General features: G+C 49.0%; 26 protein-coding genes. 16 read left to right on the top strand and 10 right to left on the bottom strand.

Going from position 1 to position 25,661, the window contains the following annotated elements:
• Window positions 1–16 precede the first annotated feature (16 nt).
• A complete protein-coding gene (gene purC, locus LG288_RS06855; RefSeq protein ID WP_404399389.1) occupies window positions 17–730 on the top strand; it encodes a phosphoribosylaminoimidazolesuccinocarboxamide synthase in 714 nt (237 codons plus the stop codon).
• On the opposite strand, the gene LG288_RS06850 is transcribed toward purC, so the two are convergent.
• The 5 genes from LG288_RS06850 to LG288_RS06830 are packed head-to-tail and all read right to left on the bottom strand — an operon-like array spanning window position 727 to window position 3,575.
• Window positions 727–888 carry a DUF2897 family protein gene (locus LG288_RS06850; protein WP_404399388.1) on the bottom strand — a complete coding sequence of 54 codons (162 nt, stop codon included), beginning with the start codon at window positions 886–888 and terminating at the stop codon, window positions 727–729. The genes purC and LG288_RS06850 overlap by 4 nt on opposite strands.
• Window positions 885–1,580: a M15 family metallopeptidase gene (locus LG288_RS06845; protein ID WP_404399386.1), complete on the bottom strand. Its 696-nt coding sequence runs from the start codon at window positions 1,578–1,580 to the stop codon at window positions 885–887. Before LG288_RS06845 ends, LG288_RS06850 begins: the two co-directional genes overlap by 4 nt.
• A 4-nt stretch (window positions 1,581–1,584) precedes the next feature.
• Window positions 1,585–2,730, bottom strand: a complete 1,146-nt coding sequence (gene dapE / locus LG288_RS06840; RefSeq protein WP_404399385.1) for a succinyl-diaminopimelate desuccinylase — start codon at window positions 2,728–2,730, stop codon at window positions 1,585–1,587.
• Window positions 2,731–3,075, bottom strand: coding sequence for a Spx/MgsR family RNA polymerase-binding regulatory protein (locus LG288_RS06835; RefSeq protein WP_404399384.1), 345 nt, complete (start codon window positions 3,073–3,075; stop codon window positions 2,731–2,733).
• Window positions 3,075–3,575 carry a PTS glucose transporter subunit IIA gene (locus tag LG288_RS06830; protein WP_404399383.1) on the bottom strand — a complete coding sequence of 167 codons (501 nt, stop codon included), beginning with the start codon at window positions 3,573–3,575 and terminating at the stop codon, window positions 3,075–3,077. The genes LG288_RS06835 and LG288_RS06830 overlap by 1 nt, the downstream gene beginning before the upstream one ends.
• A 187-nt stretch (window positions 3,576–3,762) precedes the next feature.
• Between LG288_RS06830 and yfbV the strand changes: the two genes are divergently transcribed.
• Window positions 3,763–4,197, top strand: coding sequence for a terminus macrodomain insulation protein YfbV (gene yfbV / locus LG288_RS06825; protein ID WP_404399382.1), 435 nt, complete (start codon window positions 3,763–3,765; stop codon window positions 4,195–4,197).
• On the opposite strand, the gene LG288_RS06820 is transcribed toward yfbV, so the two are convergent.
• Both LG288_RS06820 and xthA read right to left on the bottom strand, forming a co-directional pair.
• Window positions 4,194–4,829 (bottom strand): energy-coupling factor ABC transporter permease, encoded by a 636-nt coding sequence (locus LG288_RS06820; protein ID WP_404399381.1) that lies wholly within the window; start codon window positions 4,827–4,829, stop codon window positions 4,194–4,196. The two genes, yfbV and LG288_RS06820, sit on opposite strands and share 4 nt — an antisense overlap.
• A 9-nt stretch (window positions 4,830–4,838) precedes the next feature.
• Window positions 4,839–5,651: an exodeoxyribonuclease III gene (xthA, locus tag LG288_RS06815; RefSeq protein WP_404399380.1), complete on the bottom strand. Its 813-nt coding sequence runs from the start codon at window positions 5,649–5,651 to the stop codon at window positions 4,839–4,841.
• Between the two features lie 137 nt (window positions 5,652–5,788).
• On the opposite strand from xthA, the gene LG288_RS06810 reads away from it, so the two are divergent.
• Window positions 5,789–6,112 carry a DUF3392 domain-containing protein gene (locus tag LG288_RS06810; RefSeq protein ID WP_404399379.1) on the top strand — a complete coding sequence of 108 codons (324 nt, stop codon included), beginning with the start codon at window positions 5,789–5,791 and terminating at the stop codon, window positions 6,110–6,112.
• Between the two features lie 10 nt (window positions 6,113–6,122).
• On the top strand, window positions 6,123–7,190 hold the full coding sequence (locus LG288_RS06805; RefSeq protein WP_404399378.1) for an alpha/beta hydrolase: 1,068 nt from the start codon (window positions 6,123–6,125) through the stop codon (window positions 7,188–7,190).
• On the opposite strand, the gene LG288_RS06800 is transcribed toward LG288_RS06805, so the two are convergent.
• Window positions 7,187–7,669 carry a hypothetical protein gene (locus tag LG288_RS06800; protein ID WP_404399377.1) on the bottom strand — a complete coding sequence of 161 codons (483 nt, stop codon included), beginning with the start codon at window positions 7,667–7,669 and terminating at the stop codon, window positions 7,187–7,189. The genes LG288_RS06805 and LG288_RS06800 overlap by 4 nt on opposite strands.
• 89 nt (window positions 7,670–7,758) lie before the next feature.
• On the opposite strand from LG288_RS06800, the gene LG288_RS06795 reads away from it, so the two are divergent.
• The 3 genes from LG288_RS06795 to LG288_RS06785 are packed head-to-tail and all read left to right on the top strand — an operon-like array spanning window position 7,759 to window position 11,705.
• Window positions 7,759–9,726 carry a PAS domain-containing protein gene (locus LG288_RS06795; protein WP_404399375.1) on the top strand — a complete coding sequence of 656 codons (1,968 nt, stop codon included), beginning with the start codon at window positions 7,759–7,761 and terminating at the stop codon, window positions 9,724–9,726.
• The gene (locus LG288_RS06790; protein ID WP_404399374.1) at window positions 9,716–10,546 is read left to right on the top strand and encodes an AAA family ATPase; all 831 of its coding nucleotides are present in this window, start codon (window positions 9,716–9,718) and stop codon (window positions 10,544–10,546) included. Before LG288_RS06795 ends, LG288_RS06790 begins: the two co-directional genes overlap by 11 nt.
• Window positions 10,536–11,705 (top strand): VWA domain-containing protein, encoded by a 1,170-nt coding sequence (locus LG288_RS06785; RefSeq protein WP_404403056.1) that lies wholly within the window; start codon window positions 10,536–10,538, stop codon window positions 11,703–11,705. Before LG288_RS06790 ends, LG288_RS06785 begins: the two co-directional genes overlap by 11 nt.
• A 21-nt stretch (window positions 11,706–11,726) precedes the next feature.
• On the opposite strand, the gene LG288_RS06780 is transcribed toward LG288_RS06785, so the two are convergent.
• Both LG288_RS06780 and LG288_RS06775 read right to left on the bottom strand, forming a co-directional pair.
• A complete protein-coding gene (locus LG288_RS06780) occupies window positions 11,727–13,262 on the bottom strand; it encodes a DUF885 domain-containing protein (RefSeq protein WP_404399373.1) in 1,536 nt (511 codons plus the stop codon).
• Window positions 13,262–16,150, bottom strand: coding sequence for a diguanylate cyclase (locus tag LG288_RS06775; RefSeq protein WP_404399372.1), 2,889 nt, complete (start codon window positions 16,148–16,150; stop codon window positions 13,262–13,264). Before LG288_RS06775 ends, LG288_RS06780 begins: the two co-directional genes overlap by 1 nt.
• Before the next feature lie 137 nt (window positions 16,151–16,287).
• On the opposite strand from LG288_RS06775, the gene LG288_RS06770 reads away from it, so the two are divergent.
• The 9 genes from LG288_RS06770 to LG288_RS06730 all read left to right on the top strand — a co-directional run bounded on the left by LG288_RS06770 (window position 16,288) and on the right by LG288_RS06730 (window position 25,658).
• Entirely contained in the window at window positions 16,288–17,343 is a 1,056-nt protein-coding gene (locus tag LG288_RS06770; protein ID WP_404399371.1) for an NAD(P)-dependent alcohol dehydrogenase, read from the top strand.
• 60 nt (window positions 17,344–17,403) lie between these two features.
• Window positions 17,404–18,459, top strand: coding sequence for a GGDEF domain-containing protein (locus LG288_RS06765; protein WP_404399370.1), 1,056 nt, complete (start codon window positions 17,404–17,406; stop codon window positions 18,457–18,459).
• A gap of 28 nt (window positions 18,460–18,487) precedes the next feature.
• Entirely contained in the window at window positions 18,488–19,840 is a 1,353-nt protein-coding gene (gene lysC / locus LG288_RS06760) for a lysine-sensitive aspartokinase 3 (RefSeq protein ID WP_404399369.1), read from the top strand.
• A 75-nt stretch (window positions 19,841–19,915) separates the two neighbouring features.
• Window positions 19,916–20,713 carry an undecaprenyl-diphosphate phosphatase gene (locus LG288_RS06755; protein WP_404399367.1) on the top strand — a complete coding sequence of 266 codons (798 nt, stop codon included), beginning with the start codon at window positions 19,916–19,918 and terminating at the stop codon, window positions 20,711–20,713.
• A 3-nt stretch (window positions 20,714–20,716) separates the two neighbouring features.
• Entirely contained in the window at window positions 20,717–21,538 is an 822-nt protein-coding gene (locus LG288_RS06750; RefSeq protein ID WP_404399366.1) for an ion transporter, read from the top strand.
• A gap of 2 nt (window positions 21,539–21,540) precedes the next feature.
• Window positions 21,541–22,230 (top strand): M48 family metallopeptidase, encoded by a 690-nt coding sequence (locus LG288_RS06745; protein WP_404399364.1) that lies wholly within the window; start codon window positions 21,541–21,543, stop codon window positions 22,228–22,230.
• Window positions 22,223–23,398, top strand: coding sequence for an L-lactate dehydrogenase (locus LG288_RS06740; RefSeq protein ID WP_404399362.1), 1,176 nt, complete (start codon window positions 22,223–22,225; stop codon window positions 23,396–23,398). The genes LG288_RS06745 and LG288_RS06740 overlap by 8 nt, the downstream gene beginning before the upstream one ends.
• A 14-nt stretch (window positions 23,399–23,412) precedes the next feature.
• Window positions 23,413–25,179, top strand: a complete 1,767-nt coding sequence (locus tag LG288_RS06735; RefSeq protein ID WP_404399361.1) for a thiamine pyrophosphate-binding protein — start codon at window positions 23,413–23,415, stop codon at window positions 25,177–25,179.
• Between the two features lie 38 nt (window positions 25,180–25,217).
• Window positions 25,218–25,658, top strand: a complete 441-nt coding sequence (locus LG288_RS06730; RefSeq protein ID WP_404399359.1) for a VOC family protein — start codon at window positions 25,218–25,220, stop codon at window positions 25,656–25,658.
• The last annotated feature ends 3 nt before the right edge of the window (window positions 25,659–25,661 follow it).

The following is a 25,661-nucleotide window of genomic DNA, read 5'->3' as shown; positions in this document are numbered from 1 at the left end:
AGGGTCTTGACCGGTTATGGAAAAACGTAGTGAATTGTACCGAGGTAAAGCAAAAACCGTTTATCACACTGACGACCCCAGTCGCCTGATACTGGAGTTTCGTAATGATACCTCAGCTTTTGACGGTGAAAAGGTTGAACAACTGGATAATAAAGGCCAGGTTAACAACCGTTTCAATCACTTTATTATGTCGCAGCTGGAGCAGGCAGGTATTCCGACACAGTTGGATAACCTGCTTAATGACAATGAGTCATTGGTTAAAAAGCTGGATATGATCCCGGTTGAATGCGTTGTCCGCAACGTAGCAGCCGGCTCGTTAGTGCGGCGTTTAGGGGTCGAAGAAGGACTGGCTTTAAACCCACCTACTTTTGAGTTTTTTCTAAAAGACGATGCATTACACGACCCGATGGTCAATGAATATCACATCCAGGCTTTTGGCTGGGCTACAAAAGAGCAAATCGAACAGATGAAAACGCTGACCTTCAAGGTCAACGCAGTCCTTAAGCAACTGTTTGAACAAGCCGGTCTAATTTTGGTTGATTATAAACTTGAATTCGGTGTGTTTGATGGGCAAGTCATGCTCGGCGACGAATTTACCCCCGATGGCTGCCGTCTCTGGGATGCCGAAACGCGCGAAAAACTGGATAAAGATCGGTTCCGGCAAGGGCTCGGCGGTGTAGTTGAAGCCTATCAGGAGGTTGCGCGTCGGTTAGGTGTACAGTTGTCTTAATCTCTTTCATCGTCAGCCCTGTGGGCGGCTGACGATTGATTTTCACTGTCCTTTTTGCGCGGCCAGTTAAACTTACTGGTGTATTTAAGCAGCATCAAATTACTGATAATAACGCCGAATATCAGCAGTATAATCAACCATACCGAACCCTGGCTCATACTGCTGACTCCCGGCATATATTCAAAACGTACTGTTGATGAATTGTCTTAATGTGTTCCAACACAGTTTGTTGACCCTCAATATCCAGCTGAGCTATCAGCGCGGCAAGCTTTTCCACCGTCAGTTGTTCCAGTGCCGGACCGGAAAGCGGCTGATAACTTAAATGCCAGGGCTCTTCCGCCACACCGTTTTGATAACGCGCATAGGGGAAGAAAAAACCGTAGCGTCCGGCATGGTGTTTTAGCCAGCGCCACAACGTGTAGCAGGGGCCATCGGCATGGGTATATTCTGGCGGCACTAAGTGCAACTGTCGGTTGCTGTCCGTAAACGGGGCTGGATCGTAGACGTCCAGGTCAGTACCCCAGTGATGGCGGCTGGCACCCGGTAAAGCAGACCAGTGCAGAATTGCCCATAACTTTTCTTCGCCAGTCAAACGGGCAATATCCATTGCCTGCCCGGCATGGTCACGCAGGATTAGCTGCCCTTGCCATTTACGATTCCAGATACTGAGCTGGCGCTCAAGGGAGCGAAAGCCGGAGGCAATGGCCAGGCTGACACCATCCTCGGCTGCATCGTTTTGCATGCGTTGATAGGCAGTCGCCACATCGGCCTGCAACCGATGCTGTTCGTTGTCTAATAAAACCAGGTGGCTATCGGTTTGGCCACTGAGTTGATCAAAATTAAGCCCCATAGAATTAACCGGACTGCTGCATCAGCAGATGCTCCAGAGTCGACTCATAAACCTCGGCCAGTAAATCCAGGTCGCTGACTTTAACGCACTCATTGGTCTTATGAATAGTGGCATTAACGGGTCCCAGCTCGACCACCTGAGCGCCGGTGGGCGCAATAAACCGTCCGTCCGAGGTTCCACCGGCAGTCGATAAGCTTGGTGCATAGTGACATACCTGCTGCACCGCCTTGGTTACTGCGCTGACCAGGGTGCCCGGTTCGGTCAAAAAGGGTGGTCCGTTAAAGGTCCAGTTAAGGCGGAAATCCAGGCCATGTTGCTCGAGTAACGTGGTTACCCGCTGCTGCAGCTGTTGTGCAGTAACTTCCGTCGAGAAGCGAAAATTAAATAAAACATCTAAGCGCCCGGGGATGACGTTACCGGCGCCGGTACCGGCGTGCAGGTTAGAAATCTGAAAGGTTGTTGGCGGAAAATACTGATTGCCTTGATCCCATTGTTCTGAAGCCAGCTGATGTAATGCTGCGGCGGCCAGGTGAACTGGATTGCTGGCTAAGTGCGGATAAGCCACATGCCCCTGAACACCAAGTACTGACAACTCTCCAGTGAGGCTGCCACGGCGGCCATTTTTAACAACATCGGCCAGTGATTCGGTACTGGAGGGCTCACCAACAATGCACCACTCAATGTTTTCGTCGCGCTGTTGTAAGGTTTTAATGACACGCTTGGTACCATTGATAAAGGGTCCTTCTTCATCGCTGGTAATCAAAAAGGCGAGATCAAAAGGTAACTGCGGATTACGGGTCAGAAAGCGCTCGATGGCCACTACCATAGCGGCCAGGCTGCCTTTCATGTCGGCCGCACCGCGGCCGTACAAAAAACCATTTTTTACGGTAGGTTCAAAAGGCGGCGTGTCCCAGTCCGTAGGATCACCCGGCGGGACAACATCGGTATGGCCGGCAAAACAAAATACGGGTTTGCCTTGTCCACGCCGAGCCCACAAGTTGGTCGTATCCTCAAAGATCATCGGTTCTAAGTTAAAGCCTAAAACGGCTAAGCGCTCTGCCAATAGCTGCTGACAGCCCTCGTCGGCGGGAGTAATCGAGGGTCGCGCTATAAGTTGTTTGGCTAAGCTGAGGGTGGCTGATGAGCTCATTTAAACGTACCTTTGCTGCCAGGTCGCTGCATTAAAACCCAGATGAAACCCGTACTGATCTTCTACTAGCGGGCGCTTGAACAAGGTTGGCGTTGCGATGATTAGTTGCGCTACAGCGGTGGGGTCGGTAGCCTTTTTTTGCTCATCAGTAAGCTGGCGCCAACTGGCGCTTCGTTTATTAATCAATGCGTCGGTACCCAACTGCTCGATCCAGGCAAGAACCTCTTCCGTCTTCAGCGGCTGCTGGCGGACGTCACGAAACTGATAATCCATTTGTTGTGCATCCAGCCAGGCCAGAGATTTTTTTACTGTATCGCAATTTTTAATACCATAAACATTAATCATCAGTTTTCCTCTTTGTGCTGAAAAAGTCGTGATTCGCCGCTACTAACCGCTCCCTGCTCAGGCCACTGCCAGCCGCCCAAATCCGGATCTGCTTGTAATAATACCATTAGATGGCGTTGCTGACGTGGCTCTGCACGCAATAATGTCTGGTTAATAGTTAATAACCTATCACCTGCAACGACTGCCTGGCCCAGGCGAATGCAGCGACTTAACGCCGGGTGGTGGGTAAACTGTCGCCCCTGTCCTAAGATTAAGGTGATTACTGCCTTGCTGCTGTGCTCGATTTGAATAAAATCGCCACTACTACTGATGGCGGTGACGACACCGGCCATTGGTGCAACGGCATGGTTGCCGCTAACCTCAATTACTGGGCCAACGCCGAATAATTGGTTAGAGGCTATGGCTGAAGAGTGTCCGGTATTGGTTATCACCCGGCCGCTCACAGGAGCGGTAATTGGAAATAAATTATCGTACACTGAAGTGCGCTCTAAGATGAACAAAAGAGTATCTTGGCAAACCTCAAGTCAGCCTGCAACTGTATCCACATTATCTGTGGATATCTTTGTGAATGAAGGGCATGTAACCTGGTAACTTGTTGATATTTATATAAAAATTTTGATGATTAGTAAACGTACAATTGATAACTAATTGGTTATAATAGCAGCAGTAATTAATTCAGGAGATGCCATGCGTCGAAGTTTTCTACAGGTTCTGAAAGACGGCCGGTCTTATGCTAAAGAATGGCCTCATCATTCGGTCACAGCGGCGTTCACCGAGTCACGTGTTATTCCGGTTACCCGCAAGGGTGAGCAGTGGACACCTGCTATTGCGGTACTAAATGCTGTGCTGTATTACCAATTTATGCCACCAGCGCAGTTGGCGCAGGGTATTTTGCTGTCGCTCATTATGTTGTCGTTACCATTACAGGGGCTTTACTGGCTTGGCTGGCGGGCAAAACAGCCGTTATCTCCGCGATTAAAAAGCTGGTACAAAGAATTGCAAAACAAACTTAAAGGCAGTGGTGAGTATTGCCAGCCAAAAGGTAAGCGAGGACCCGACTATCACGACCTGGCTGTGATTATTCGTCGTGCGCTGGACACCTTACCGCCCCATGAGCACTAACCCTTATCCAGATAAGTGGCATCATTAAAGGTGATTAGCCAGTCGGGCTTGTAGACCACCATTAAAGTGACCGCCATACCGTTCAGTAAAGCCTCCGGAAACATTACCAGCGGAGTAATCAAGGCATAATTATGCCACACAGCATCCCAGCTAAGGTAACCGGTCCCCCAGGCCCACAAGCTATGAGTTAAGTGAGTAAAGCCAATGGCTAAGGCGCCGGTTAAAAAAGCATTCACAAATAGGTAAACAAAAGGGTGGTGCGGTAAGCGGTGGTAAATAACGGCATATGCCAGATACGTTGCGGTAGCCGGCACAACACCGTGAGTAAGGTAGAGGCTTGAGATTGCTGACCAGGGGTAACCGGCAAAGCTCTGATTAATCAGTACAATAATTGCTGAGGCTATTAACGCCCGACGATAACCGAGCATTAACGTCAGTGCGGTAATTCCCAGGAAATGAATGCTTAGCCCCTGATCTAACCGCGCTGACATCAGCCAGACAAAACTGAGTATGGCAATACCGCCTAAACTTAAGTGCTGTAGCAGGCGGCTGTGGTAAAACAGCCTCCAGTTGGTTTGCCGAATAGCCAGCAACAGCACCGCAGCAGCAGTAGCATGAATAACCCACGCCATAACATCACCTCAGTCGTATGAGAAGGTACTCCAGATCGGGGCGTGATCCGACGGTTTTTCGATGCCCCTGAGCTGATAATCGATACCACTTTCTACGCAGTTTGAAGCTAAAGGTTCAGTAGCTAAAATTAAATCAATCCGCAAGCCGCGGTTATCATCAAAGCCGCGGGAGCGATAGTCAAACCAGCTGTATTCACTGGTGTCTTCCGGATGCATTAAACGATAGGTATCGGTCAGTCCCCAGTTCATTAAATGATTAAGCCAGTCGCGCTCTTCAGGTAGAAAACTGCACTTGCCCGTGCGTAGCCAGCGCTTCGCATTTTGTTCGCCAATGCCAATGTCCAAATCCTGGTGAGAAACGTTCACATCCCCCATAACAACCACCGGCTGCGATGGATCCAGCGCGGTTTCTACGTACTCCTGCAGATCGGCGTAGTATTTTTGCTTGGCAGGAAACTTTATCGGGTGGTCACGGCTTTCTCCTTGCGGGAAATAACCATTTAGAACGCGTATTTTTTGTCCGTTGCTTAATGGATAGTCACCCATAATCATCCGCCGCTGAGCGCTGTCATCATCGTTGGGAAAGCCAAACTGCGGGTTCTCAAGCGGCTTTTTACTTAACAAAGCAACACCGTAGTGGCCTTTTTGTCCATGAAAAATTACGTGATAGCCCATGGCCTCGACGTCTGCACGAGGAAACATATCGTCGTGTACTTTGGTTTCCTGTAGACCAATGACGTCCGGTTGATGTTTGTCAATCAGTGCCTGGAGCTGATGCAGCCTTGCTCGAATTCCATTGATATTAAAAGAGATAAATTTCATAAAAGCATCATTAATTAGCGGTTGTTAGTGTCTGGAATGATATCAGAACGCGGGCAGGGGTGCGATACAGGAAGGGTGCGCGGCGGCGACAAAAATCGTATACTTCTGCGCAAAATAATTAATAATAAAGGTGCATTGTGTTGCAATTGCTCAACGAGCTGGGTTTGTTTGTCCGACCTCATCTGTATCAAATTGCCATGATGATTGTCGCCACATTACTGGTCATCTTCGGTAACGATGTCAATCAGATGATCCGGCGACAGATTAGTGGTCTCCATTTTTTATTGCGCGCCCTCATTTTTGTGTTGGTGTGTGCGTTTGGTTATGGCTACCTGTTGGTTTGGTTTAGTCCGCTACTGGCCGATGGATTAGCTCAGATCCCGTTACAGTGGGTGGCGCCTGCAGTTGTCGCCATTCTGTTAACGCTTGGATTGCTTGCTGAGCGTAAAAAACAACTTTAATAGGCTATCTATGAAGAAATCCTTATTATCCATCAAGGCCGGCGCCAGGGCATATCAACAGATAAAACAACAGGGCCTTAAGCCCGACGATATTGATTTATTATTGGGCGCGTCCGGTGGGCCGAAATGGTTTGTCTTACAGGGACTGGATCGCTATTTATTTGGTGAGTTTTTTAAGCATAAACAGCAACCGCTGGACACCCTGGGCACGTCGGCAGGGGCCTGGCGTTTTGCCTCGTTAGGGCAGCAGGACCCGGTGGCTGCCAGTGATCTCTTTGCAAAGTTGTACAGCACTCAAACCTACAGTGATAAGCCTGACCGCCGGGAAATAACCGAGCAGGCTCGGTTATTGCTGGACCGCTATGTGCCACAAGACGGTGTTACGTCCATTTTACAGCAAAGCCGGGTAAGGCATCATTTCATTGTTGCCCGATGCTTGCGAAGTACCGCGTCTGAGGGACCTCGTCAGATGTTTGGGTTGCTCTCATCTGCATTGGCGAATGCGGCTAACCGGCGCGCTTTGGGACGTTATTACGAACGTGTGCTGTTCCATCATCCACAGTCGAATTTGCAGTTTTGCCGGCACTGGAATGATTTACCTACCCGTTTTGTGCCGCTCAGCGACACTAATTTCCAGCCGGCATTACTGGCAACGGGGTCTATTCCTATGGTGCTGGAAGGGGTAAAAGATATTCCCGGCGCGCCTCCCGGGATTTACCGCGATGGCGGCATAACCGACTATCACTTTGATGTTGATTTGTCAGCTGTCGATGGGCTGGTGCTGTATCCCCACTTTCATCACGAAGTTATCCCCGGCTGGTTTGATAAACGCTTAAAAAAACGCCGTACAAACGGCAGTGACTGGCCTAATGTGATATTTATCGGGCCTTCCAGAGAATTTGTGCAGTCCTTACCTTACGCGAAAATTCCTGACCGCACCGATTTTCAGAAAATGCCTGCGGCAGAGCGAATCCGTTACTGGCAACAGGCAATCGATGCAGGTCAGCGATTGGGTGACGAATTACAGCAGTTAATTGAGAATGGCAGGCTTGCTGATCGGGTGCAACGGTGGGATTAATCAGACGACGAAGGATGAAAGCTAAAGCTGGCATCACACAGTTGTTCAAACCGTTCTGCTGATAATTTTCGGGCGCCGTTTATTTCACGGGCTGTTAACTTAGGGCTGAGATCCTTAATTAACTGGCTGGCGGCGCTCTCACCGGCTTTTTCTGCCAACGTCAGCCAGCAGCAGGCGTGGAATAAACTGTAAGGTAGATATTCCCCCTGCAAAAACATCTTACCCAAATAAAGCATGGCCTTGGGATGGCCGAGTAAAGCGGCCTGACGGAAGTGTTTGGCTGCCTGAAATGGCTGCTCGTTTATTAACTCAGCAGCTTTTACATAATGGTGCCGGGCGTAGCGCTGCCAATACTCAGGACCACGAACTTTAACAGTGGGGCCTGGTTGGTTCTGTCGCAATTGTTGGCTGGCAACCGCAATAAGGCGATCAACTTGTTGTAGTAATTGTGTCTGCCACTGATTTACATCGGTCGTCATGGATTTATGCCATTTACTGTATGTAATGGATTATTATTGTTAATCTATTTATGGAGTGTACCTTAACCGACTAGAGCAGCAAACAGCTAATGACATCCAGCTTAACTTATCCTCAGCCCGACACCATCAATAATAGCAATCTGGAAGAACTTATTAATGCCGGTACCGGTTTAACGCTGTTTATCTGGCAGGATACTGACGACTGGCCGGTAGAATACGTATCGGACAATGTTGAGTCGGTTTTTGGTTACAGTAAAACGGATTTCTTAAATCAGCATATTCAGTTTAAGCAGTTGATCCATGCCGATGATATTGAACGGGTGCATCAGGAAGTCGAGTTACTTAAATCGGGAAAAACCGGGTTTCGATTAACGCATAAAGATTATCGGGTGCGGCATAAAAAGGGTCATTATCTTTGGGTAAGTGATACGACCGTGGTTCGATACGACGCCGACAATAAGGTGCGGCTGTTGTTGGGCTACCTGATTAATATAACTGAACGTAAGCAGCTGGAACTTAGCCTGGAAACCGAACGCAAGCGCCTGAGCTTGTTGCTGGATGCAACCCGGCTGGGAACTTGGGAGTGGAACCCACAACAGGGAACCTGTGAATTTAATCAACGCTGGGCCAACATCTTTGGTTATCAGCTGGATGAATTACCCGCAACAAGCGAAGCCTGGTCCAGCCGGCTGCACCCGGAAGATTCTGAGCGTGTCTGGCAAGCGATACAGGATCACTGGGACGGAAAAATCGGCTTTTACGAGAGTGAATACAGAATGCTGCACCGCAGTGGTCGCTGGATTTATGTGCTCGATCGCGGTCGTATTATCGAGCGCGATGATCAAGGGAAGGTTACCCGCTACGCAGGCACTATTACTGATGTGACCGAGCAAAAGCAGGCAGAGCTGGATGCACGTCGCGTGGCTCATGCAAAAAATGTGTTTTTAGCCAATATGTCCCATGAAATTCGTACACCCTTGCATGGCATACTGGGCCTGGCCTCGGTACTGGAGAATACCGATGTTACAACCTATCAGCGGCAACTGCTGACAACGATTAAAAATAGCGGTGATTATCTACTTAATACATTAAATGATTTACTTGATTTGACCCGCGCCGAGGAAGGGCAGTTAAGGATAAAATTAGGCACGCACAGCATCTCTTATATTTTAGAGCATGTGCGATCGCTGTTTATACAGCGTATTAAAGAAAAAAACTTAGAGTTTGAGTTACTAATTGTCGGTGAACTGCCAAAACAAACCATTATGGATCACTCTCGGGTTATTCAAATTATCAGTAATCTGATAAGTAATGCCATAAAATTTACCGAACAAGGTCAAATCAGATTACGCGCCGAGTGGTTGCCGGAAAACCAGCGCCAGGGTGAGTTGCAAATTCAAATTTCCGATAGTGGAACGGGGATACGCGATACGCGGCGCATCTGGCAGTTGTTTGAACAAGAGGACGATGGCTTAACTAAGTCACAAAATGGCACCGGCCTGGGCCTGGCGATTGTGCGTAATCTGGTGCAGCTACTCAGTGGTACTATCCAGGTTGACAGTCAGCTGGGCGAGGGATCATGTTTTACCGTTTGTTTACCGATGGCGGTTCATCAGGGCAGCTCCTTAAGTGAAGAAGAAATCGCCGACTTACCACTACCCGAATTACCGCGAATGCGTATTCTGGTTGTTGATGATAACCGCATAAACCAGATGATAGTCCACGAAATGCTGAAAAAACTTGGCCAGAGAGTAGAGAGTGCTCACAGCGGACAGCAAGCGATTGAAAAACTAAAAAATGAGCCTTTTGACGTGGTATTTATGGATTTACACATGCCCGGTCAGGATGGTATCCAGACCACTCATGAGATTAGAAAACTGGCGATTACCCAGCCTTTCATTGTGGCTTTAACAGCCAATGCGTTTGCCGAAACCCGTCAACAGGCTATGAAGTCAGGGATGAATGATTACATTACCAAACCCTTCGTAAAAGAGGACTTAGCGATGGTATTAAACCGAACTGATGTTGTTAACCAAAGGAACTCCCATGGCATTTAAAAGTAGCAATAGTTACATTGTTTCACAGTCTCTCGCCGCTGCGGTAGACGCTGCCGTTACGCTACAAAAGCCGCTTTTATTGAAAGGGGAACCAGGAACCGGAAAAACCAGGCTGGCTGAAGAGCTAGCCACTTCATTGGGTACCCGGTTAATTCAGTGGTCGATAAAATCAACCACTAAGGCCCAGCAAGGCTTGTACGAATACGATGCCGTGTCGCGACTACGTGACAGTCAGCTGGGTAGCGAAAAAGTGCATGATATCAGCAACTATATTAAGCCTGGTAAGTTGTGGCAGGCCTTTGAGGCAGAGCAAAGACCAGTCTTGTTGATTGATGAAATCGACAAAGCTGATATCGAATTTCCTAATGATTTATTGCATGAACTGGACCAGATGGCATTTCATGTTTATGAAACCGGGGAACAGATACAGGCCAGGCAACGACCTATTGTTATTATCACTTCGAACAATGAGAAGGCCTTGCCGGATGCTTTTTTACGGCGTTGTTTTTTCCATTTTATTCAGTTTCCGGATGAGCAGACTTTAGCGCAAATTGCTCAGGTGCATTTTCCCGATTTACAGTCGCAGTTACTGCAGGAGGCATTAGAAATGTTTCTTCAAATACGCGATATACCGGCCTTAAAGAAAAAGCCATCGACCTCTGAACTGCTGGACTGGCTGAGATTACTGTTGGCAGAAGATATGACGGTAGAGCAACTGCGGCATTCACGCCAGCAAAACAGTGCAATACCTTTAACGGGCGCATTACTAAAACATGAGCAGGATGTCGAACTGGTTGACAGGGTTCGCCGTGTTAATTGAGTTTTTTCAGATCCTGCGAAAACATGGGCTTAAAACAACCATTACGGAGTGGCTGGATTTGCTGCAGGCAATGCAGCAACGGGTGATTTTTGCCGATGTTGACACTTTCTACCATATCAGCCGCTTAATCCTGGTAAAAGACGAAAGCTTTTATGATCGTTTTGATCGCGCTTTTACTGAGTATGTTGAGCGTATCGCCAACACCGATATTAGTGAAAAAATCCCTGCTGAATGGCTGCAAAATGCTCTGCAGCGCGAATTCAGCGAGGACGATAAAGCAAAAGTAAAGCAGCTTGGTAGTTTAGACGATCTTCTGAAAAGCTTTCATGAGCGATTAAAGGAGCAACAAAAGCGTCATCAGGGTGGCTCAAAATGGATAGGTACTGGCGGCACCTCGCCTTTTGGCGCTTATGGCTACCACCCCGGTGGTATTCGTATCGGTCAACAGGCGAACCGTAATCGCAGTGCTGCCAAAGTTTGGGACAAGCGCGAATTCCGTGATTTAGACCAGGATGCCAATCTTGAAGAACGCAACTATCAAGTGGCGCTAAGAAATCTACGGCAGTTTGCCCGACATGGGGCTGCTACCGAGCTGGATATCGACAGTACCTTAACTGCAACAGCACGGCGGGGTGGGCTGCTGGATCTACAGTGGCAGGCAGAGCGGCATAATGCGATAAAAATAGTGTTGTTACTGGATGTCGGTGGCTCAATGGATGATCACATTTACCAGGTGCAACAGCTATTTACTGCCCTTAAAGGGGAGTTCCGGCAGCTGGAACTGTATTATTTTCATAACTGCCCTTATGAGGGCCTTTGGCGTGATAATCAACGAAGGCGCAGTGCTCAAGTCCCGACCCGGCAGGTACTGCAGAGCTATGGCGAGGATTATAAGTTAATAATTGTCGGCGATGCGACCATGGGGCCGTATGAAATTGCCTATCCCGGCGGCAGTGTTGAACACTGGAACGAAGAACCAGGCGGACTCTGGTTACAGCGGCTGGTAAGCCATTTTACGGATGCAGTCTGGCTGAATCCACAGCCAAAAAGTCGTTGGCGTTATTACACCTCAATTCAGATGATAGCGGAGATTATGGATGAACGAATGCAGCCATTGACAGTGAACGGCTTGCAGAAGGCTATTGAAATGATCAAGTGACGAAGAAGTCCGGGCCCTGGCTCAGTAACGTCGCTCGATAATCCAGCGCTTAACTTTTTGTTCCAGCAGAGCCAGCGGTATGGCCCCCTGTTCAAGAACGACCTGATGAAAAGCTTCGCTGTCAAATCGTTCACCCAGTTTTCGTTCAGCTTCGCGCCGCAGTTCAGCAATTTTTAGCTGACCCACTTTGTAAGCCAACGCTTGTCCGGGCTGTGCCATCAAACGCTTTGTTTCGGATTCAGCATGAGCCTTTGTGACAGGCGCGTTTTGCTGCATATAATCGAGTACCTGCTGGTGGCTCCAGCCTTTTCCATGGATACCGGTGTCGGTTACCAGCTGAACAGAACGCCAGAGCTCGGCTGCCAGAGCCTGAAAAGATGAGTCAGAACCCTGGTACAATCCCATTTCATCCCCTAAAGATTCGGCGTAAAGACCCCAGCCTTTGCGATAGACCGGCTCGCGCGCAAATTGACGAAATAGGGGCAAGTCCTCCGGCATATTCTCACGGCTGTCGTAATTGAAACGGGGATCATAGGTCATCTCCTCAAAAAAAGCCGATAAATCGCCTTCAAAATTCATTTGCTTCATAAGTTTACTCATTTGCGCGCGAAGCCGGTGCACTTCGGACTTACCGATTCGGTGAATTTCAGCGGCAGTCAGACGGGTCGACGTATTGGCTTCAATCAGGTACTGATACCAGGCTTTACCGTCGGGCAACTGTTCCAGGCCAAAGGTCTCGGTGCGGCTATGGGGCAAGTATTCGTCGGCCAAATAATGCGCAAGCTGTTGGTAAGCCGGAATAACCGTATCCTCTAGCAACTTTCGGTAGCGCTGAGTGATTTGTTGCTGTTGCCCGGAGTCCAGTGATTCCGGCAGCTGCTCAATCGGTTGCCAGAAAACACTGTTTTCGACTTGCTCTACAATCTGTGCTTTGACTTGTGATATGACCTGTTCGGTTAAAACCCGGGGGTATACAACTCCTTGCTCAACACCCGTTTGCATATTTTGCTGTGCCTGGTTAAAAATTACTGGAATTTGTTCCAGTCGGTTTGCCCAGTTCTGGTAGTCGCTGTAAGTTTCAAACGGCTGCACCGAGGCTCCCGAACCTAACGCTGCAAAGCGGGTTGCGAAATTCTGAAACGGGTCAATGGGCAATAAATGTGAGGGAAACCGAAAAGAACGGACTGCCATTTCGCGCCGACGTTTAAAGATTTTATAGTCGATTAAGGCAGAATCAGGCAGTGAAACTGGATCAATAGCATTAATGCGATCCAGGTATTTTTGCTCGAACCGACGTTTTTTCTCGCGATACTCAGAGGCTAAAAAGTTTGGCAGCTGATCATTATACTGTTGCTTCTCAAGGGAGGTTGCAAACAATGGGTCGAACTGCATTAGCTCTTCAAAAAACTCGTCATAAATTGTTTCAAGCTGCTGGCTGGGCGAGGTTTGTATAATTTTTGCCTGGCCATCAGCGCCATCGGCATTACCGCGAGGGGCATCACCACAAGCTGTTATTAACGTAGTAATGACAATTGCCAGTAGTGTTTCTTTTCTCATTATTTATACTCCAGGCGGTTTCGGCCGTTTGATTTTGCCTGATAAAGCGCTTGATCTGCAGCAACCAGTAAACTGCTGTGATCCGGGTAGTGCTCGCTGCAGGATACGCCGATACTCACGGTCAGTTGATGCTCATCCAGTAGCCGTGAAAAGTCGTGATGCTGGACGCCATTACGGACACGGTCAGCGACTTCGATAGCTTCTTCCAGGCTGGTGTCCGGCAATAAAACGGCAAATTCTTCTCCGCCCCAGCGTGCTGCGTAATCAACATCGCGTAATAAAGTAACCAGTAGCCGGGATAATTCAATCAGTACCTGATCGCCGACGGTATGTAAAAAACGGTCATTCACCTGTTTAAAGAAATCAACATCGATAATTGCCAGCGACAAGTGCTTATCACTACGCTGACTACGTTTAAGTTCCAGACGTAAGCGTTCGTCAAAGGCACGTCGATTGCCCAGGCCGGTTAAGGGGTCCTGGCGTACCAGGGTTTCTAGTTCGGCGGTTTTTTCCTGCACCATACGGTCAAGTTGTCGCCGACTGCGGTTTAAGAACCTAAGCCGGGCCCGAACTACAATAAAGGCAATCAGCACCGCAGCTAAAAGCAACAGCGCCCAGGTGGTCGGTTTCTGCCAAAAATGCTCAGAGCGAGAGAAAGCAAACTGAGCAGGCTCGCTCCAGGCTCCGCCCGGGTACGATGCACGAACCTGAAAAACATAATCTCTGGCCGGTAGGGCGGTATACTCAGTCCTTGTTAGCGAGTCCTTGTCGATCCAGTCGTTATCGAAACCGCGCATCCTAACCTGATAGCGGATGTGATCGGACATCAGATAACCCAGCCCGGCGTACTCAAATGCTACGCGCTGGGTATCGGATGCAACTTCTTCGCCGTAACTGAGTGTACGGTCATCGGCCTTAACGGATGCGATAACCACTGGCGGGGGGCTGGAAGAAAGGTCACGCCGATGCTGAGGGTTGATGACCGACACGCCGCTGGCGGTCGCCAGCCAAAGGTGACCATTACTGCTGCGGTACAAAGAGGGACCGCCGCTGTTAACTTGCGAGCTGCTCATACCATCGACTTCGGTGTACCGTTGATATGGTAGCAGGGTGTTGGGATCGTTCAGGGTTTGTGTGAAGGCGTCATGGTCGATAAATATTGCGCCACGGTTAGAGCCAAGCCAAAGGTTGGCATCGCCGTCAAACGCAACGGATAAAAAGTTATCAAAAGGCAGTCCGTTATCGCGATTAAAAATTTGCCATTCATCTGTTCCCATTCTGTGGACCACCAGTCCACGGTCGGTTGCTACCCATAAGTGGCCCTGTTTCTCGACAATCTGAAAAGCCAGCTCAGCGCCGCTAAGTGACCTCAGGTTAATCTCTTCTGTTTGATACCTGATGTCATCACCGGCATCGGTTAAGGTTATTTTAACTACACCGCTGACCGAGCCGGCCCATAACTGATGCTCAGAATCAAAAAATAGCGCGGTCGTATAGTTATTTAACAAACCATCGTCGACGGTCAATTGCTTTATCCCGTAGGGCGATATGTGAGTAAGGCCATCCGGACCGCCGAGTACCAGCCCATATCGGCTGGACGAGGCAATTTTTCTAACTTCGTTATCGGGCAGTTTATCGCCCTGATGATAATGTCGGGTGACTTGTTTACCATTCCAGGCAAAGGCACCGCCAGTGTAGGTGCCGATAATGAGTTCACCATCATGGCGCTGGAACGACAAAACCGACTGACCTTCCAGCTCAGTACCTTCACCTACAATAAAGTTGCCCTCGCTGTTGATGCGGGTAACACCGTTACTGGTGCCTACATAGATATTGCCCTGATACTCCATAACAGCGCGGACATAATTACCGACCAGGCCGTGGGCTTTGGTAAATTTTGCAAACAGCGCGTCACGAAACTGCACTAGCCCGCCATGAGTGGAGACCCAGATGCTGCCTTCATGATCGTGCATAATGTCTAAAACATGGTTGTTAGGCAGGCCACTGTTGGTATCCAGCGACTGCGTTTCGCCATTACGAATTCGCCATACGCCCCGGCGGTATGTGCCAATCCAAAGGTGACCTTCAGGAGAGTAATGCAGGGCGCTGATACTGGCGTTAAAATCAGGCTGGAAGCGCTTGAACCCGAAATTTTCGGTTTGTTGGTAAATGCCCTCCTGAGTACCCACTAAAATTTGACCCGTAGGAGCCATGACGAGTGTGCGAACACGCCCATTAGGTACTGATTTAATCAAAGAGAACCCTGTGGCATTGGCCGCTTTTACTGCCAGGCCTTCGCTGGTCGCTGCCCACAGGTTCCCCTGTTTATCGAGCAGACTCTGGAAGACCGCGTTTGAGGGCAAGCCATTGTCGGTAGTGAAAACGCTGCTGCGCTGATCGTTTTCGTAAAACAGCAAGCCCTGCTCACTACTGGACACCCAAAGATTACATTGCGAGTCAACGTTCAGATTATTAATAAAAGGCGGGGCTGGTTGCAGCTCCTGCCATTGGCCATCGTCGTGACGGCTGATGCCGCCACGGGCACCGCCAACGTAAAGGCTGCCGTTACAGTGGTTAACATCGACTGTAAAAATGCCAATATCGGGCAGCCCGGTAACCCTTATATCGTCATAAATTTCAAATTCGCGGCCATTAAAACGACTGGGTCCCTGCCAGGTACCCAGCCACAAATAGCCCTGTGAGTCCTGGGCCATGGCATTAACAGAGTTATGAGGCAGGCCGTGACGGGTAGTCCATACTTCACTAATTAAGTGCTCAAGAGAACCGTTACCCTGCAGTTGTGGCAAATCCATACTCTGTGCCGGAGCCGACGACAGGCCAAAAGGTAACATAATACCAATTAGCAAATAGCGGATGAACAATGACATGACAGTGGGTTCGCCTAAGCTGTTAAAAACACGTTATTATATTAGGAGGTTGTTACGATTGATGCAATTACTGTAAGTTAGGATCCAAATAGGCTGGCTACGAGTAATCAAGTGAACTTACACAATGGAGTCTTGTCATGGTAAAAGCATACGCAGCAAAGTCGGAAACGTCCGGTCTGGCACAACATACGATCGAAAGACGAGCTTTACGACCTGACGACGTCGCTATCGAAATTGATTATTGCGGTGTCTGTCATACGGATATTCATTATGCAGAAAATGACTGGGGTGGCACCATTTACCCGGTGGTTCCGGGTCATGAAATCATTGGTCGTGTTACTGCGGTCGGCGAAAAGGTATCCGGACATCAGGTCGGCGATGTGGTCGGCGTAGGCTGCCTGGTCGACTCTTGTCGGCAGTGCTCGGCCTGTGATGAGGGGCTGGAGCAATATTGCCTTAATGGCATGGTACCGACCTATAACGGCGAAGATCGGCATGACGGTAGCGTGACCTATGGCGGCTACTCGGAAAATATCGTTGTCAGCGACCGTTTCGTTGTTAAAATTCCGGCTGCATTGGATCCTGCAAAAGCAGCGCCGTTGCTGTGTGCCGGCATAACGACATATTCGCCACTGCGTCACTACGGGATAAAAAAAGGCGATAAGGTGGGCGTTATTGGCATGGGTGGCCTCGGCCACATGGGCGTCAAATTCGCTAAAGCACTGGGCGCCGAAGTGACGCTGTTTACGCGGTCTGAAGAAAAGGTCAAAGAAGCGAAAAAGCAGGGTGCTGACAACGTCATTATTTCGACCGACCCCAAACAAATGGAAGCTGCAACTCAGGTTTTCGACTTTTTACTGGATACTATACCGGTACAACACGATCTGAATCCGTATCTTAACTGTCTGAAATATGATGGCACGCATATTATTGTCGGCTTGCTTGAGCCGGTAGAACCGGCGGTTGAGGCCGGCGCTTTGGTGCTTAAACGTCGTGTTTTAGCCGGTTCGTTAATTGGTGGCTTACCCGAAACACAGGAAATGCTCGACTTTTGTGCTGAACACGAGATTGACTGTGATGTTGAGATGCTTGATATTAAAAACATCAACCAAGCGTACCAGCGAATGAAAAAAGGCGATGTGAAATATCGTTTTGTGATTGATATGAAAAGTTTAAAGCAAACGGCCGCCTGAGATTGACTTAAACTCTGATTAAGACGAAGATGCTGACTCCTGCGGCAATCAGCATCTTTTATGTTTACATTTTGGTTTAAAACTCTCCCCGATATACCAACCCGGCACCCGGACTATTACCGTGCCATTTTAATTTATTATTTGTTGCTGTTTCTGATCACCTGTTCAGCGCTCCTTGCTATCCTGAACCAACTGATTTTCAGCGCGCCGCGACTGGCTCTGATTGATATAAGCCTGGTCTTTGCCGGATTAGGCATTTACTGGTTTTTTCGCACAACAGCGAAAGTGACGCTGGTCAGCTGGCTGGTAACATTGATACTGACGCTGGCTATAGCGGTTTATCTGACGTTATGGAGTGGTAATAATTTTGGCGTTGTGTGGGCAACTATTGTACCGCCTATTGCTTTTTTCCTGCTTGGCCGACAGTGGGGAACACTGGTTTCTGTGGTTTTATTTTCATATGTTGGGGTTATTGTTTACCGGCATGTTTTAAACGCAGAAGCGTTCGTACTCGGTTTTGGCGGCGTCCTCAATGTTGTTGAAGTGTTACTGGCACAAGTGCTTCTGTTTCGCTTTTATGAAAAAAACCGCGCCAGTGCTATCAAACAACTACAGGAAAACCGGCAGCAACTGGAAAAATTAGCCAATACCGATAAATTAACCGGTTTAAACAACCGGCAGAAATTCGATCAGGAGCTGAATCAGGAAATTCAGCGTGCGGCACAAACGGGCCAACCCTTGTCGTTGTTATTGATTGACATTGATCATTTTAAACAATTAAACGATAGCAAGGGACATCTTTTTGGCGATGCGGTGCTGTGTCATTTGGCAAAAGTGTTAACCGTACAAGTGCGAAAACAGGACACTCTTGCCCGTTGGGGCGGTGAGGAATTTGTTGCCCTGATGCCCGATACATCGCAGTCAGAAGCGCAGCAGCTGGCGGAACGACTACGGCAGCGGGTTGCTGACGAGGCCTTTGATGAAACCCGGATAACGGTCAGTTGTGGGGTTGCTCTGCTTAGTGGCAATGGAAAGGCTGAATCGCTTATTGCAACAGCTGATAGGGCGCTGTATCAGGCAAAACAGCGCGGTCGCAACTGCGTTGTAACTGCATAACACGCTAATTTTAGACTCTGAGGAAACTATGTCATCGACGCAAATTGCGAAATTTGGCGGCACCAGCATGGCCGATGCTGAGGCTATCCGCGCCTGTGTCAAACTTATTGAGAGTCAGGCGGCTGCAACTTTGGTAGTGGTCAGTGCCTGCGCGGGCGTGACTAACCGGCTGGTGATGCTAAGCCAGTCCAGGGCACAGGTTGAGCGTCAGCGACTTGGCGATGAGATTATACAAAAACACAATCGTATTGCTGAACAACTATCCGCTGATTCAGTGGCAATACAAAAGCTTCAGACTCTGCATCAACAATTACAACAATTGGTTTTATCCGAGTTACCTCAAAGCAGCTTAATGCAGGAACGTCGCAGAGATGCCATTCTGAGCTTCGGTGAACGCTGCGCCAGTGAGCTGTTTGCCGCCTGTTGGCGGCAGTATCAGCCCGGCGCACTTGCGATTGATGCCACTGAGCTATTAAAAACCGATAATTGTCATGGTAATGCGAATCCGGAATTAGCAGCCACACGACACTGTTGCCAGTATTTGCAGGACAAGCTAAGCCAGGGTGCTAAGCTAGTGACCCAGGGCTTTATTGGCAGTGATGAAACTGGCCAGCTTACAACCCTTGGCCGCGGCGGCAGTGATTATAGTGCGGCTATTTTTGCCGCTGCCTTAAACGCTGAACAGTTAAATATCTGGACCGATGTTGCGGGTATTTACACTACCGATCCCCGTATTTGCGCTGATGCCCGCCCGTTGCCGGAAATCAGTTTTGCTGAAGCCGCCGAACTGGCAACCTTTGGTGCTAAGGTCCTGCACCCAAAAAGTTTAAAGCCCGCCATCGAGAACAGCATTCCGGTGTTTGTCGGCCACAGTCGCTATCCTGAGCGGGGTGGAAGTCTGGTTGTTGCGGAACCGCAATCACGGCCGTCAATTCGGGCCTTAGCCTGTCGGCGTAACCAAACGCTGTTAACTGTCAGCAGTGTCGACATGCTGCACGCTACCGGCTTTTTGGCGCGCCTGTTCGATATCCTGGCGCGCTACACTATCAGTGTCGATTTGGTCACCACCTCAGAGGTTAGTATTGCACTGACTCTGGATGAGGCTGGCTGTCAGGCTAATGGGCAGTCCCTGCTACCGGAAGCGATGCTGGACGAGTTACGCCAGTTTGCCGTGGTCGAAATTGAACAGGGTCTGGCATTAATCGCTGTTATTGGCAATGACATTGGCCACAGCGGCGATATTTCACCCCATGTGCTGCAGGCTGCATCACCCAATCCGGTAAGGCTGATTTGTCAGGGCGCCAGCCGCCACAATTTGTGTTTTCTGGTGGCGGATGAAGGGGCAGATCAAATCATCCGAAACTTACACACAAAGCTGTAACGAAAAAAATTATTTGGGTTTATAATGCGGCGCTCATTTTAACCCCTAAATTAGCTAATTGAAGCGAGTCGTATAATGGAACTTTGGCAAGCCATCATCCTGGGAATAGTGCAGGGAATCACCGAATTTTTACCTATTTCCAGTTCTGCCCACTTAATTTTAATGCCGGCTTTTACCGGCTGGAATGATCAGGGCGTTGGCTTTGACCTGGCGGTACACTTAGGTACGTTGCTGGCGGTTATTCTTTATTTTCGTAATGATTTGGGCAACCTTGTGTGGGACGGTCTGCGCTCGATACCGGCAGGGCGTCAGGTAGGACAGAGCCGACTGGGCTGGATGGTTGTTATTGCCACTATTCCGGCCAGCCTGGCGGGTTGGTTTTTGCTGGATTATGTGGATAGCGTATTGCGGGCAGTGTGGGTCATTATCACAACCACCGTTGTTTTTGCGGTGCTGTTAGCGGTCGCCGATAAGTGGGGGCGTGGTAAACGGCAACTGCAGCATATTGGATTAAAAGATGCCCTGATTGTCGGTACCGCGCAGGCGTTAGCGCTGATCCCCGGCACCTCGCGTTCAGGGGCTACGATTACCGCCGGGCTATTTTTAGGGCTGGATCGTGAAACAGCCTCAAAGTTTTCGTTTTTTATGGCAGTTCCAATTACTTTAGCAGCGGCACTGCTTAAGCTGATCAGCATTGCCAGCGAGCAAATTACGGTGGATTGGAGCGGTTTCATTGTGGGCGGCATCGCGTCTTTTGTAACAGCGATAACGGCTATTCACTTCTTTTTAAAATGGCTAAACGACTTTGGTATGTGGCCTTACGTCATTTATCGGTTGTTACTGGCTGGGTTGTTGTATTGGATGTTTGTTTAAAGTATGTACGAGTCCGTCAAACAAAAACTATTCAGGCTTAAGAGTAATCGCCTGTTCGAATTCGCGGTTATCAGCGTTATTATCGTTTCGGCATTGGAAATCGGTGCAAAAACCTATGACCTGCCCGGTATAACCGACCGCATTATGTTGACCCTTGACTGGTTCATTACACTGTTTTTTGTGTTTGAAATCAGCATTCGCTTTATCGCCGATCACGATAAGAAAAATTTCTTTAAAAATGGCTGGAATGTCTTTGATACATTAGTGGTGGTGGTTAGCTTAATTCCGGTTAATGATTCTGAGTTGGCGCTGCTGGCCCGACTGGTTCGTATTTTCAGGGTACTGCGGATGATTTCTATCATTCCCGAGCTACGCACCCTGATAACCTCGTTATTAAAGGCACTTCCGCAGATGGGTTATGTGGTGTTGCTGATGTTTATTATTTTTTACATCTACGCAGCGGTTGGCAGCTATTTATTTGCCGAGATCAACCCGTTTCTGTGGGACAACATCGCCACCTCAATGCTGACGTTATTCCGGGTGATGACCTTCGAGGACTGGACCGATATTCAGTACGAAACCATGGAAGTTTACCCGTGGAGCTGGTTTTACTATATGACCTTTATTTTTCTGACTGCTTTTGCTTTTCTTAATATGGTTATCGGCATTGTGGTTAATGTTATGGATAAAGAGAGCCGGCGCGAAGCTGAGCTGCTTAAACAGCAGTTAGAAGAAGAACAGGAGCCGCAGCCCACCATTGCCGATTTACAGCGCGAAATAAAAGAGTTAAAACACATACTGCAGAAACAAATAGCAAAAGGTTAACTATGCAGGTTGGTGGCCAGCCGGTAACGATTACCCGTAAGCCGATAAAGCACTTATATTTGCGCGTCAAAGCCGCTGGTGATATCGCCGTGTCGGCGCCGCAACAGTGGCCATTGTCTGAGATAAAACGTATCATTGAGCAGCGCACTGACTGGATAAAAAAACAGCAGCAGCGGTTATCACGTGTGGCGGTGCAATCCCCTTTGCCAGCACCAGTAAATTACAGCGACGGCAGTTCACTAGCCTTTCAGGGCCAGTGGTTTAAGCTGTCGTCAGAAGCCTGTCAGGGCCGCAGTGAAGTGCTACTGTCGCCCCCTCATCTGTTATTAAAACTAGGCCCTTCTGCAACAGAACAAAGCCGTGAAAAGCTCATCGACAACTGGTATCGGCAACAGTTGAAACGCCGTATTGCTGCTTTACTGGATTACTGGCAGCCGTTAATGCAGGTGTCAGCCAGCGACTTTGGTGTTCGTAAAATGAAAACGCGGTGGGGCAGCTGTAATATTTGTAGCAAAAAGATCTGGCTTAATTTTGATTTAATTAAAAAAGCGCCGGAGAGTCTGGAATATGTTGTGGTTCACGAACTGACCCATTTATACGAACGCTATCATAATGCGCGTTTTTATCGTTTAATGGACCACTATCTGCCCGACTGGAGAGCAAGACGTCAGCGTCTAAACTGTCATGACTAAGGTTATTGAAGCCGCGAGCAGCGAAGATTATCGTCGCCTGGCTAAGCAGCGGCTGCCCCGCCAAATTTTTGATTACCTCGACGGCGGCTCATACCAGGAACGCACACGCTTCGGCAATCAGCAGGCACTGGCCGCTATTAAATTACGGCAACGGGTATTGCGCGATGTCAGCAATATTCAGTTAAACACCCGGTTACAAGGCCTGTCGCAGGCAATGCCGGTTGCTCTGGGACCCATTGGTCTGGCTGGATTAATGGCCCGCCGCGGGGAGGTACAAGCGCAAAAAGCCGCCGTACGACAGGGGATCAGTTTTTGTGCCTCAACTGTCTCGTTATGCGGTATCGAAGAAGTGGCTCAAGCCGAGCCAAAACGCCCCCCCTGGTTTCAGCTTTATGTAATGAAAGATCGCGATTATGTACTCAGGTTGATGCAGCGAGCTAAAGATGCGGGAGTATCCACTTTAGTTGTAACAGCTGATCTGGCGGTGTTGGGCAGCCGTTATCGGGATATTCGGAACGGATTTAGCGGTCCCCAGAGTGTCAGAAAACGCTGGGCCCGGTTTAAGGATTTGCTCAGCCATCCGCGCTGGGTTTACGATGTTGCTGTTAAGGGCAAACCACTGGTGTTTGGCAACTTGAACGAAGCGGTGCCCGATGCCCGTAGTTTGCCCCAATTTAAACAGTGGGTTGACGCTCAGTTTGATCCATCCGTTGGCTGGGCCGATATTAACTGGCTTAGACACAATTGGCATGGACAACTGCTGGTAAAAGGTATTCTCGACACTGAGGATGCTGAGCAGGCGATCCGAGCCGGCGCGGACGGTGTCATCGTCTCGAATCATGGCGGTCGTCAGCTAGATGGTGTCAGCCCAACGATCAACAAACTGAGAGAAATTCGCTTGCACCTGGATCAGTCACTGCCGTCTGCCGAATTTGAGCTTTGGTTCGACGGCGGTATCGAAAATGGTCTGGATGTGATCAAAGCACTGGCGCTGGGTGCAGATGGTTGCCTTCTGGGCAGGGCCTGGGCATTTGCACTGGCAGCTGAGGGGCAGGCGGGCATTAATAATTTATTACAACGCATGCAAGAGGAAATGCGGGTTGCTATGGCGTTAATGGGAGAAACTGACATCAAAGGCCTTGGAACTCACAACATAGAACAACAATAAGGCGGCAGCCCGAGATGAAAAAAAACGCAGCAGAACTGGCGGTCTATGCACTAGAGCAACTGGGTATCAGGCACACTTTCGGTATTCCGGGGGTGCATAACACAGAACTTTATGATGCGCTGAACAACAGTACGCAAATTAAACCTGTATTGGTAACGCATGAGGGCGGAGCTGCGTTTATGGCTGATGGTGTAAGTCGTTCAGCCGACTGGCACCAGCACCGGCCAAAAGAAATAGGGGTACTGGTTATTGTACCGGCCGCCGGTTTTACTCATGCAGCCAGTGGTATCGGTGAAGCCTTTTTAGACGGTATTCCGATGTTAGTAATTAGCGGCGGTATCCGCACTGATACTGGCCGACGCTTTCAGTTGCATGGCATTGACCAGTTGCAGCTCGCTAAGCCGATAACAAAAGCGGCTTACCGTATTAATCATCAAAGCGAGGTGATTGAAACACTCTACCAGGCCTATCAATTGGCAACATCGGGCAAGCCAGGTCCGGTATTGGTCGAAATTCCGGTCAACCTACAATTATTTAAAGAAAGTGTTCCTGCACCAATGCCTTATTCACAGTTTCTGGAGGACATGGCAAAGCCCGAAAACAGCGACCTGAGTACTCTGACAGAGCAGGCTCTGCAGCTGCTCAGTGCGGCCAACAAACCGGCAATGTTTGTTGGCTGGGGCGCCCGGCATGCCAAGCAACAGCTCGTTCAGTTGGCAGAGAAATTACAAATGCCGGTGGCGACAACTTTGCAGGGTCTGGCGTCATTTCCGCATCAGCACCCACTACATGCTGGCTTTGGTTTTAGCCCCTCAGCAGTGCCGGCGGCACAATATGCTTTTGCTGACTGTGATGTGCTTTTGGCCATCGGTACCCGGTTTTCCGAAATACCAACCGGAAGTTTTAGCGCTGAGGTGCCTGACAACCTGATTCATGTTGATATTGATGACTCGGTGTTTAATCAAAACTACCCGGCTAAAGTCGCTATTCCTGCCGATGCCCTGGAGTTTACTGATGCACTGCTGGAGCAAATGGCTGACAGTGCTGCCCGCAGCCCGGATCAGACGCTGGTTAAGGGGATCAAAAAACGTAAAGCAGATTATCAGCAGAGTTGGCTTGATCACGACAGTGGTGATCGGGTAAATCCTGCGCATTTTTTTAATCGGCTACGCAAAGCAAGTGCGGACGATGCCATAACAGTGCTTGATGATGGTAATCATACGTTTTTAACGGCGGAGCTTTATCCCTTATCCAGCAAAGCCAGGCTTCTGACACCTACGGATTTCAATGCCATGGGTTACGCGGTTCCCGCGGCTATCGGCGCTCAGTTTACGCAGCCGGAAAAGCAGGTGTTTGCGATAGTTGGCGATGGTTGTTTTCTAATGACCTGTATGGAAATTTCGACGGCTGTCAGCCATGCTTTAGGTGTTATCTATTTTATTTTTAACGATGGTGAGTTGTCGCAAATCGCGCAGGCGCAGCAGATACCTTATAACCGTAAGCCCTGCACCCAGCTGGGGCCGATCAACTTTGAGGGGGTGGCACAGGCCACCGGCGCCGGTTATCTTGAGATCAGCAATAATGATGCCATTGAAGAGGCTATACAGAACGCGCTTAAAACCGCAGCAAAAGGTGTTCCCGTTATTGTTAATGTCGCCATCGATTACAGTAAGCAAACGGCATTTACTGCCGGCACTGCGAGGACAACCTTCAGCCGTTTTCCTTTAAAGCAGCGATTACGAATTGGCGCACGAGCTATCGCTCGCAAACTAAGTGGATAATTTTGGAAATTCAGAACCTTAAACAGGAGGCACAGACAATGCGTTATTTGCATACCATGGTCAGGGTTGAGGATCTTCAGCAATCCCTGCATTTTTATTGTGATTTACTGGGTTTAACCGAGGTTTCGCGGCTGGAAAATGAAAAAGGCCGCTTTACTCTGGTGTATTTAGCCGCTCCGGCTGATAGCGAAGAGGCAAAAACAACTAAGTCACCACTATTGGAGCTCACGTATAACTGGGACCCGGAAAGTTACGAAGGTGGCCGCAACTTTGGTCATCTGGCCTACCAGGTCGATAATATCTACCAGTTTTGTCAAAAGCTGATGGATAATGGTGTAGTTATTAACCGCCCGCCGCGTGATGGGCATATGGCGTTTGTCCGTTCACCGGACAATATTTCCATAGAGCTATTGCAAGCGGGCGAGAGCCTTGCGCCTGAAGAGCCGTGGGCGTCGATGGAAAATACCGGCGAATGGTAATTA

This window comes from Idiomarina seosinensis (genome assembly GCF_044797955.1).
In the GTDB taxonomy this organism is placed as follows: domain Bacteria; phylum Pseudomonadota; class Gammaproteobacteria; order Enterobacterales; family Alteromonadaceae; genus Idiomarina; species Idiomarina seosinensis_A.
This window is presented reverse-complemented; position numbering and strand designations above follow the sequence as displayed.

Excerpts from the sequence above, each read along its gene's own strand:
- purC (WP_404399389.1), top strand. The coding sequence starts at position 17 with ATGGAAAAACGTAGTGAATTGTACCGAGGTAAAGCAAAAACCGTTTAT.
- LG288_RS06820 (WP_404399381.1), bottom strand. The coding sequence starts at position 4,829 with ATGGCGTGGGTTATTCATGCTACTGCTGCTGCGGTGCTGTTGCTGGCT.
- LG288_RS06800 (WP_404399377.1), bottom strand. The coding sequence starts at position 7,669 with ATGACGACCGATGTAAATCAGTGGCAGACACAATTACTACAACAAGTT.
- LG288_RS06850 (WP_404399388.1), bottom strand. The coding sequence starts at position 888 with ATGAGCCAGGGTTCGGTATGGTTGATTATACTGCTGATATTCGGCGTT.
- LG288_RS06770 (WP_404399371.1), top strand. The coding sequence starts at position 16,288 with ATGGTAAAAGCATACGCAGCAAAGTCGGAAACGTCCGGTCTGGCACAA.
- yfbV (WP_404399382.1), top strand. The coding sequence starts at position 3,763 with ATGCGTCGAAGTTTTCTACAGGTTCTGAAAGACGGCCGGTCTTATGCT.
- LG288_RS06775 (WP_404399372.1), bottom strand. The coding sequence starts at position 16,150 with ATGTCATTGTTCATCCGCTATTTGCTAATTGGTATTATGTTACCTTTT.
- LG288_RS06795 (WP_404399375.1), top strand. The coding sequence starts at position 7,759 with ATGACATCCAGCTTAACTTATCCTCAGCCCGACACCATCAATAATAGC.
- xthA (WP_404399380.1), bottom strand. The coding sequence starts at position 5,651 with ATGAAATTTATCTCTTTTAATATCAATGGAATTCGAGCAAGGCTGCAT.
- dapE (WP_404399385.1), bottom strand. The coding sequence starts at position 2,730 with ATGAGCTCATCAGCCACCCTCAGCTTAGCCAAACAACTTATAGCGCGA.
- LG288_RS06845 (WP_404399386.1), bottom strand. The coding sequence starts at position 1,580 with ATGGGGCTTAATTTTGATCAACTCAGTGGCCAAACCGATAGCCACCTG.
- LG288_RS06730 (WP_404399359.1), top strand. The coding sequence starts at position 25,218 with ATGCGTTATTTGCATACCATGGTCAGGGTTGAGGATCTTCAGCAATCC.
- LG288_RS06740 (WP_404399362.1), top strand. The coding sequence starts at position 22,223 with ATGACTAAGGTTATTGAAGCCGCGAGCAGCGAAGATTATCGTCGCCTG.
- LG288_RS06750 (WP_404399366.1), top strand. The coding sequence starts at position 20,717 with ATGTACGAGTCCGTCAAACAAAAACTATTCAGGCTTAAGAGTAATCGC.
- LG288_RS06790 (WP_404399374.1), top strand. The coding sequence starts at position 9,716 with ATGGCATTTAAAAGTAGCAATAGTTACATTGTTTCACAGTCTCTCGCC.
- LG288_RS06745 (WP_404399364.1), top strand. The coding sequence starts at position 21,541 with ATGCAGGTTGGTGGCCAGCCGGTAACGATTACCCGTAAGCCGATAAAG.
- LG288_RS06780 (WP_404399373.1), bottom strand. The coding sequence starts at position 13,262 with ATGAGAAAAGAAACACTACTGGCAATTGTCATTACTACGTTAATAACA.
- LG288_RS06835 (WP_404399384.1), bottom strand. The coding sequence starts at position 3,075 with ATGATTAATGTTTATGGTATTAAAAATTGCGATACAGTAAAAAAATCT.
- LG288_RS06735 (WP_404399361.1), top strand. The coding sequence starts at position 23,413 with ATGAAAAAAAACGCAGCAGAACTGGCGGTCTATGCACTAGAGCAACTG.
- lysC (WP_404399369.1), top strand. The coding sequence starts at position 18,488 with ATGTCATCGACGCAAATTGCGAAATTTGGCGGCACCAGCATGGCCGAT.
- LG288_RS06765 (WP_404399370.1), top strand. The coding sequence starts at position 17,404 with ATGTTTACATTTTGGTTTAAAACTCTCCCCGATATACCAACCCGGCAC.
- LG288_RS06755 (WP_404399367.1), top strand. The coding sequence starts at position 19,916 with ATGGAACTTTGGCAAGCCATCATCCTGGGAATAGTGCAGGGAATCACC.
- LG288_RS06805 (WP_404399378.1), top strand. The coding sequence starts at position 6,123 with ATGAAGAAATCCTTATTATCCATCAAGGCCGGCGCCAGGGCATATCAA.